We start from the raw sequence: 6,282 nt of genomic DNA, 5'->3' as shown, positions 1-6,282 counted from the left end.
TGGTGGTGGCTGCGCCGTCGCCTCGAGGCGGCTGGCTGGACGGTAGCGACGATCAGCCTCGAACCGATTCACGGCAACATCGAGGATTATGTGGCTCCCCTGGCCGGGCGCATTGATGCCGTGCTTGCCGAAACCGGCGCCGAACGTGTCCTGCTTGCCGGCCACAGCATGGGTGGGCTGGTGGCACGGGCCTATCTGCAACGTTGCGGCAATGCGCGGGCCGCCGGTCTGGTAACGCTCGGAACACCACACCAGGGCAGTCAGCTGGCAAGCATCGGGCCTGGCAAAAATGCCCGTCAGATGCGGCCCGGCAACCTCTGGCTGCAAAATCTTGCCAATCCGGCTGCGGTGCTCGATACTCTCGCCATTTATAGTCCGCACGACAACTTCGTGATGCCACAAAGCAATTCGCAATTGTCTGGTGCCGCCAACTACCCGATCAACGGCCTGGGTCACCTGGCGATGCTCTATTCGCCACGCGTGGCGCAGGCGCTGCTGTCCGCATTCGACCGGATGGACACACGCAGCAGGCATGCGCACCGTGTCTGAGCGGGCGATGGCGTGGCTGGCCTGGCTCGCACAAGTCTGCTTGCTGCTGTCCGTTCCGGCAGCGGCGCCGGCACAGGAGGTCTTTGTCACGCGTGGCGCGGGCAGTCCGATGTATTCCGACCAGCCGCAAGCAGGTGCCAAGCCGGTGCTTCTACCCGAACTCAATATCAGCAAACCGGTGCCGATCCCCAAAGCGGCTGTCCCGGCTGCCAGCCGAGTCTCCAGGGAAAGCGACCAGCCTGCTGCTGTGGCGCCTGCGTACCACAAGTTCAGCATCGTTGAACCTGCCAATAATGGCAGTATCGCCGCCAACAATGCCTTGTTCGAGGTACGGGTAACCATGGAACCTGCTCTGCAACTGGGCAACGGGCATGCGATTACGGTCAGCATCAACGGTCGCCCCGTCGGCCAACGCTTCACCGCCAATGAATTCATGATTTCCCCCGAGTCCTGGGGAGACACGCTGCCGCCGACCAATCAGCGCTACCAGCTTGACGCCGCGATCGTCGATGGCCACGGCAGCGTGCTCAAACAGGCGGCTCCAGTGAGCTTTTACTTGCGCCATCTTGCCGTCTGGCATCCGCGATGGCCGCCGCGGCCGATGCCCGTGCAGAAGCCGCCACCGCCACCGCCACCGCCACCGACGTTCGGAAAGTTCGAGCAACCGGGCAAGCCGCCTTTGAACGTCAAACCGCCCGTCCGGCCAGAGCCGTAGGGTGGAAACGAAAAACGGGGGGTAGTGGTCAAGACGTGGACGCGATCGCAATATAATATATTATAATCAATATCTTAAGTTTTAGCATATCCACTTGGTGAACACCACCCAAGAGCCGCTGTGGTGCGCCCATTCAGCCGTGACATGTGCATCGTCGTCGGTCAACAAACAAAAAACCCGGCGAGGCCGGGCTTCTTGAAGTGCTGCATGCTGCTATTGCAATCAGGCTTCGACGGCTTTCCTGCGACGCGAAGCACCAACCAGACCCAGCAGACCAAGGCCGAGCAGGCTCAGCGCAGTCGGCTCGGGAACGCTGCTGCCGACCGTGACTGCCCGGCCGGTATCGTCGTAAGTGTAGCTCACCAGCGTCTGCGAATAGCCTCCGGTTCCGACGAGGGGCAGTTCGAAGTCGATGGTAATGTAACCGAAGTAGCTGCCGATCGAGGTGTCCTTGACGGCGAGGTAGTTCAAGCCAGGCGTCACTGGCGCTGTGGGCGTGTAGCCAAAAGTGCCCGACACCCAAGTCAGCGTGTTGTCGACAGTCTGGCCCACGCTCAACCAAGCGTACTGCCAACTCGCCGGATACCCAAATCCCGACGAAACGAAAGTGTTGTTGGGGCTGCAGCAATCCTCTGACAAGCCAATGTCGACGATCGCGTCGCCGTCGATGTCGTAGGCATTGAAACCGGAGTGTGGCAGGGCCAGATTGATGTTATTCGTAACCACAGAGGCCATGGCCAGCGACGGCAGCATCAAGACCGACGCCGTACAAAGCAACTTTTTTAGATTCATGATTTTTCTCCTAAAACTGATACTGATGTTGGTCGGCAGACTACAAGATTCAAATTGCGGCGGGAATGGTCCCCGGCCAGCGGTTTAAGCAAAGAACGTGTCAGCTTCACGAACACGCACAGTTTATATATTAAATACAACGACTTGGCATGATTTTGTTGTCTCTGAAGTTAAGGGAAGCGGTCAGTCTCGACATGCATCTGTAAAATATTCCGACGCCAGAGCTGGCCCAAACGCTCATGGCGAGTTGCGGTGTCGCGCCATCCCGGATGATGAAAGTGGATGTGGGTAGGTGGACCCCTGCGGCCTTTTGACCGTGCGCTCTCCAGGAGGCCATCCGGGGGACGAGTCGGTTCAGCGGGTCACGTTTAGGATCGGGGTGTCACCGCAGGTCATTGCTCGACTTCTCCCGTGTCCCCTGCACGGGCTGGACGTGCCCCAGGCGAAGATCACGGCTTTGGTGATTTCGGCAGAGGCGGCGAGCAAAACCAACGTCAAGTTGGCGGAGTTCGGCGGATTCCAGCGTGACCGCCAGGCTCTGGCGCAATGGTTGGCCCGCTTTGCCTTCGAATTCCTCTGATGGGCATCAGGCGCCAGAGATTCGCTGCCTTCATCAAGGTGTTCTTTCACTGCAAGGAGATTCCACCCCCCTCCCTGCTCCATCTGCACCGAGCTCCCGGATGTGATCACCGGGCCAGGCCGTGCATCACGGCTGCACGCATTCGTAGCGGATCAGATCAGGGTCATTGGCGGTGACCGCCTTTCCAAGGCAGATGATGCCCCGATCGTGCAGGGTAAACTCCTCGCGCTGCACGAAGAAACGCGAGCCATTGTTCAGCAGGACATAGGTACCGTTAGTGCTGCCATCGACCAGGATGAACTTGCCCTGGCGAAATTCGATGTCGGCATGGGTGCGGGAAACCCGGTCCTGATCTACCACCAGATGGTTCCTGTCGCCCCGCCCGATGGTAAAAATGTGGGAGTCGGGCATCACCTCGTACGTCTTGTTGTGGTATTCGAGGATCAGGCGGGCGAATAACAGGTTGCGTACTTCATCCTGCTGCTCCAGGCTGACGAGTTGCGTCAGGCTGGAGGGCTCCTGCCAGATCACTTCGACAATCTCCAACTCATCGAGCTTGCCCCGGACACGCGACCAGCCGAGACTGCGGGTCATCAGTTCGAGGTTGTCCGGCAACTGGCGAACCGTCTCGCGAGTGGTGATGATCTGGTCGGCCTTGGCCAGGGCAACCATGCGGGCCGCCACATTGACCGCGTCCCCGAACAGATCGCTGTGCTCGACCAGGACGGGCCCGTGCTGCAGGCCGATCCTGACAGCAATGTCGAATTCCAGCAAATAGGAGTCATCCTTGATCGTGGAGTGCATCTCACAGGCAGCCTGCAACGCCCGTGCCGCGACCGGAAAGCGGCTCATGATCTCGTCGCCGATGGTTTTGACCACCTTCCCGTCGAACTCGGCGGTTTTGGCCTTGAGCAACTCAAGAACCCGACTCTCGATCTGCCGCGCCTGCCAATTGCCATATTTTTCGAACAAGCGGGTACTGCCGCAAATATCGGCAAACAGCACGGTTGCCGATATCTGTTGGCGTACTGCCGTTCGGTCGCCCGCCGCGGATATCTGCTTGGGCACTTTCATTTTGATCTTCCGAGTTCCCCTAGGCCAGAGCATCAGGTACCCATTTCCCCGAGCTCGTGAATGTTCCATCACCCGCCGCATCTTCGGGCGCGCAGCAACTTCGTATCCTTGCTGAAGACAGTTCAAGCAGAATCTGCCGGTTCTGCAGTGTGCGCAGAAACCTCGACTCGCACGGATGATACTCCTGATCGGAGATTCCGGCGCATTCAGCGCCAATCGGCAGCAGACAAGTCAGTTTGCTTGACACTGCTCTCGCAGACTATTTTCGCAGGATCGCTTTGCGACCGGAAGTCAGCGAGCCATCAGCCGACGGCCTTGCTCAATTCTCGACGCTGGCGGCTTCTCCCTCAGCCGCTCCCCCGGCCGCCAGCACCGCGGCAATATAGTCTTCCGGCAGGCGATACTCGACAGCCAGTTCGGCAGCGCTCTTGCCGCTCGCCTGAATGCTCGCCATCCAGCCTTCGAGGCCGGTGGACAGCGAGCGACCGGCCTGTTCGCCGTCACGGGTGATGCTTTCCCCGGCTTCGACGGCGTACTTGTTGGCGTAGCCACGCGGCGTCACCATCAGGCCGTGCAGGACAAAAGTCCTGGAATTGCCGATCAGCACCGTCGACAGCATGCCGATGTCGCACTCGTTCATGCGCTCGAGCGTCGTCAGTTTGATGCTCTGCTTCGGGCGGTAGCCGGATTTGACGATGGCCACCGGCGTCTGTGGGTGACGATGGCGCAGGAAGAGACGCTGGGCTTCGATGATCTGCCGGGTACGGCGGCCGCTTTTCGGGTTGTAGAGCGCGACGACGAAATCGGCGTAAGCGACGGCGTCGAGCCGGCGGGCAATCGTCGGCCACGGTGTCAGCAGGTCGGAAAGCGATATGGCACAGAAATCGTGGGTCAGCGGCGCGCCGACCAGCGCCGCACAGGTATTCAGCGCCGAAGCGCCGGGAACGATCTCGACCTCGATTGCCGAGTCCGGCGTCCAGCCAGCCTGGAACAGCACCTCGAAAGTCGGTCCGGCCATCCCGTAAATGCCGGCGTCGCCCGAGGAAATCAGCGCCACCTTCCTGCCCTGGCGGGCACGCTCCAGCGCCTCGATGGCACGGTCGAGTTCCTCGGTCATCGACTTCTTGATGATCTCCTTGCCCTTGACCAGATCGGCCACCAGACGGAGGTAGGTGGCGTAACCGATGACCGTGTCGGCTTCGGCAATCGCCGCGCGCGCACGCGTGGTCAGGTGCTCGCTGCTGCCTGGGCCGAGGCCGACGAGCATGATCTTGCCGGTTTTTTCAAGGGGAGCGTTCATTGGGAGATCCTGGCAATGGAGACGGTGACATGGCGGCCATCGGGACCGCGCAGCTTGTGTTTTTCGATCAGCAGCAAGGACGGCTCGGCATTCGCCGCCAGCAGGGCTGCCGCTTCGGAGACCGACGGCGTGCCGGTATGGCGGCGAACGGTTTCCGAGGGATGCGGCACCGCGACTTCGGCGAGTACCGCTGCCGGATAAAACGAACAGCGCCAGCCATTTTCCTCGACCACCTGCAGCAGGCCGGGTTCGTCGGCCTTGAGGTCGATGCTGGCGACCGCACGCACGTCGGCCAGCGTCGCAGCGCAAGCCGCCAGCGCCTCGGCGATGCCTTGCGCGATCGTCGCCGTCGGCGTGCCACGGTCACAACCGATGCCGAGAGCGACCTTCATGCCACTGCCCTGCGGCAAGGAGCCAGCGCAGAGTGTTCCATGGCAGAAATCAGGCCCCTCTTCAGGCTTCGGGAGCGGGGCGATAGACGATCCGCTTGCCCGCCAGTCGGGAGGCCAGTTCAGCCGGCATTGCACGCGTCGCAATCCACAGCACGGCAGCGAAGCGGTCGGCATCGACATCCTCCAGTTTCTCGAACAGCGTCAGATTCGCCGGCAGGGGTCCCTGCCGGCCGTTGGCGTGATTTGCCCACCAATCCCTGCTGCCCGCTTCCTGAACCAGTGCGACGGCTTCATCATTGACCACTGCGGCACTGCAGCGAACCAGCTCGGCATGCGTCGCCTCGAACACCCAGCCGAGTTCGCGGCCCAAGAGGTCGACGGCCAGCGTCTGACGAGCGTCTGAAGCGGTGGTCAATACCGGCGTCGCGCCGAGCGCGCCGGCCAGGTGCCCGGCCAGGGCATTGGCCCCGCCGAGGTGGCCGGAAAGCACCGGGATGACGAACTGAGCGGCTTCGTCGATGACGATCACCGCCGGATCGCTTTCCTTGCTGCCAAGGTGCGGCGCAATCAGGCGGACGACGGCGCCGAGCGAGACGATGGCAACAATCGCGTCAACTGCGGCGAACCAGGCCGGCATCTGATCGCCGACCTTGCCGGTGTAGCACCGGGCGGCGTCTGGCGCTGCGGCCTCGGCTTCAGAGCGGAATTTCTCCGGCGCGAACAGGCGGGCGCCGGGTAGTGCGGCGACGATCCTGCCGGCCAGCGCGACCCCGTGGCGGGTAATGGCCAGGACGGCGACCTGCATCGCTTCAGAGCCTGCTGGCTGGATCGATCGCAGCGAGCACCGCTGTGCCGGTTTCCCGGCGCTGGCGGCAGCCAC

The 6,282-nt window shown here is 61.7% G+C and carries 8 protein-coding genes; 3 read left to right on the top strand and 5 right to left on the bottom strand.

Annotated features, from left to right (window positions below; genetic code table 11):
* Positions 1-549: alpha/beta fold hydrolase (locus CAPSK01_RS10680; protein ID WP_273703496.1), on the top strand; the 549-nt coding region annotated here is incomplete at its 5' end.
* Positions 533-1,264 (top strand): hypothetical protein, encoded by a 732-nt coding sequence (locus tag CAPSK01_RS10675; RefSeq protein WP_273703495.1) that lies wholly within the window; start codon positions 533-535, stop codon positions 1,262-1,264. The genes CAPSK01_RS10680 and CAPSK01_RS10675, both read left to right, overlap by 17 nt.
* 222 nt (positions 1,265-1,486) lie before the next feature.
* On the opposite strand, the gene CAPSK01_RS10670 is transcribed toward CAPSK01_RS10675, so the two are convergent.
* Positions 1,487-2,056 (bottom strand): PEP-CTERM sorting domain-containing protein, encoded by a 570-nt coding sequence (locus tag CAPSK01_RS10670; RefSeq protein WP_034926184.1) that lies wholly within the window; start codon positions 2,054-2,056, stop codon positions 1,487-1,489.
* Between the two features lie 379 nt (positions 2,057-2,435).
* Here CAPSK01_RS10670 and CAPSK01_RS10665 point away from each other — a divergent pair, with 379 nt between their 5' ends.
* Positions 2,436-2,636 (top strand): hypothetical protein, encoded by a 201-nt coding sequence (locus tag CAPSK01_RS10665; protein WP_273703494.1) that lies wholly within the window; start codon positions 2,436-2,438, stop codon positions 2,634-2,636.
* Between the two features lie 126 nt (positions 2,637-2,762).
* On the opposite strand, the gene CAPSK01_RS10660 is transcribed toward CAPSK01_RS10665, so the two are convergent.
* The 4 genes from CAPSK01_RS10660 to CAPSK01_RS10645 all read right to left on the bottom strand — a co-directional run bounded on the left by CAPSK01_RS10660 (position 2,763) and on the right by CAPSK01_RS10645 (position 6,207).
* Positions 2,763-3,710 carry an adenylate/guanylate cyclase domain-containing protein gene (locus tag CAPSK01_RS10660; protein WP_273703493.1) on the bottom strand — a complete coding sequence of 316 codons (948 nt, stop codon included), beginning with the start codon at positions 3,708-3,710 and terminating at the stop codon, positions 2,763-2,765.
* A 319-nt stretch (positions 3,711-4,029) separates the two neighbouring features.
* Positions 4,030-5,010: a precorrin-3B C(17)-methyltransferase gene (gene cobJ, locus CAPSK01_RS10655; RefSeq protein ID WP_273703492.1), complete on the bottom strand. Its 981-nt coding sequence runs from the start codon at positions 5,008-5,010 to the stop codon at positions 4,030-4,032.
* Positions 5,007-5,402 carry a cobalamin biosynthesis protein gene (locus CAPSK01_RS10650; protein ID WP_034926180.1) on the bottom strand — a complete coding sequence of 132 codons (396 nt, stop codon included), beginning with the start codon at positions 5,400-5,402 and terminating at the stop codon, positions 5,007-5,009. Before CAPSK01_RS10650 ends, cobJ begins: the two co-directional genes overlap by 4 nt.
* 61 nt (positions 5,403-5,463) lie before the next feature.
* A complete protein-coding gene (locus CAPSK01_RS10645; RefSeq protein WP_034926178.1) occupies positions 5,464-6,207 on the bottom strand; it encodes a cobalamin biosynthesis central domain-containing protein in 744 nt (247 codons plus the stop codon).
* Positions 6,208-6,282: the final 75 nt, after the last annotated feature.

The organism is Candidatus Accumulibacter vicinus, from assembly GCF_000584955.1.
Classification (GTDB): Bacteria; Pseudomonadota; Gammaproteobacteria; order Burkholderiales; family Rhodocyclaceae; genus Accumulibacter; species Accumulibacter vicinus.
This window is presented reverse-complemented; position numbering and strand designations above follow the sequence as displayed.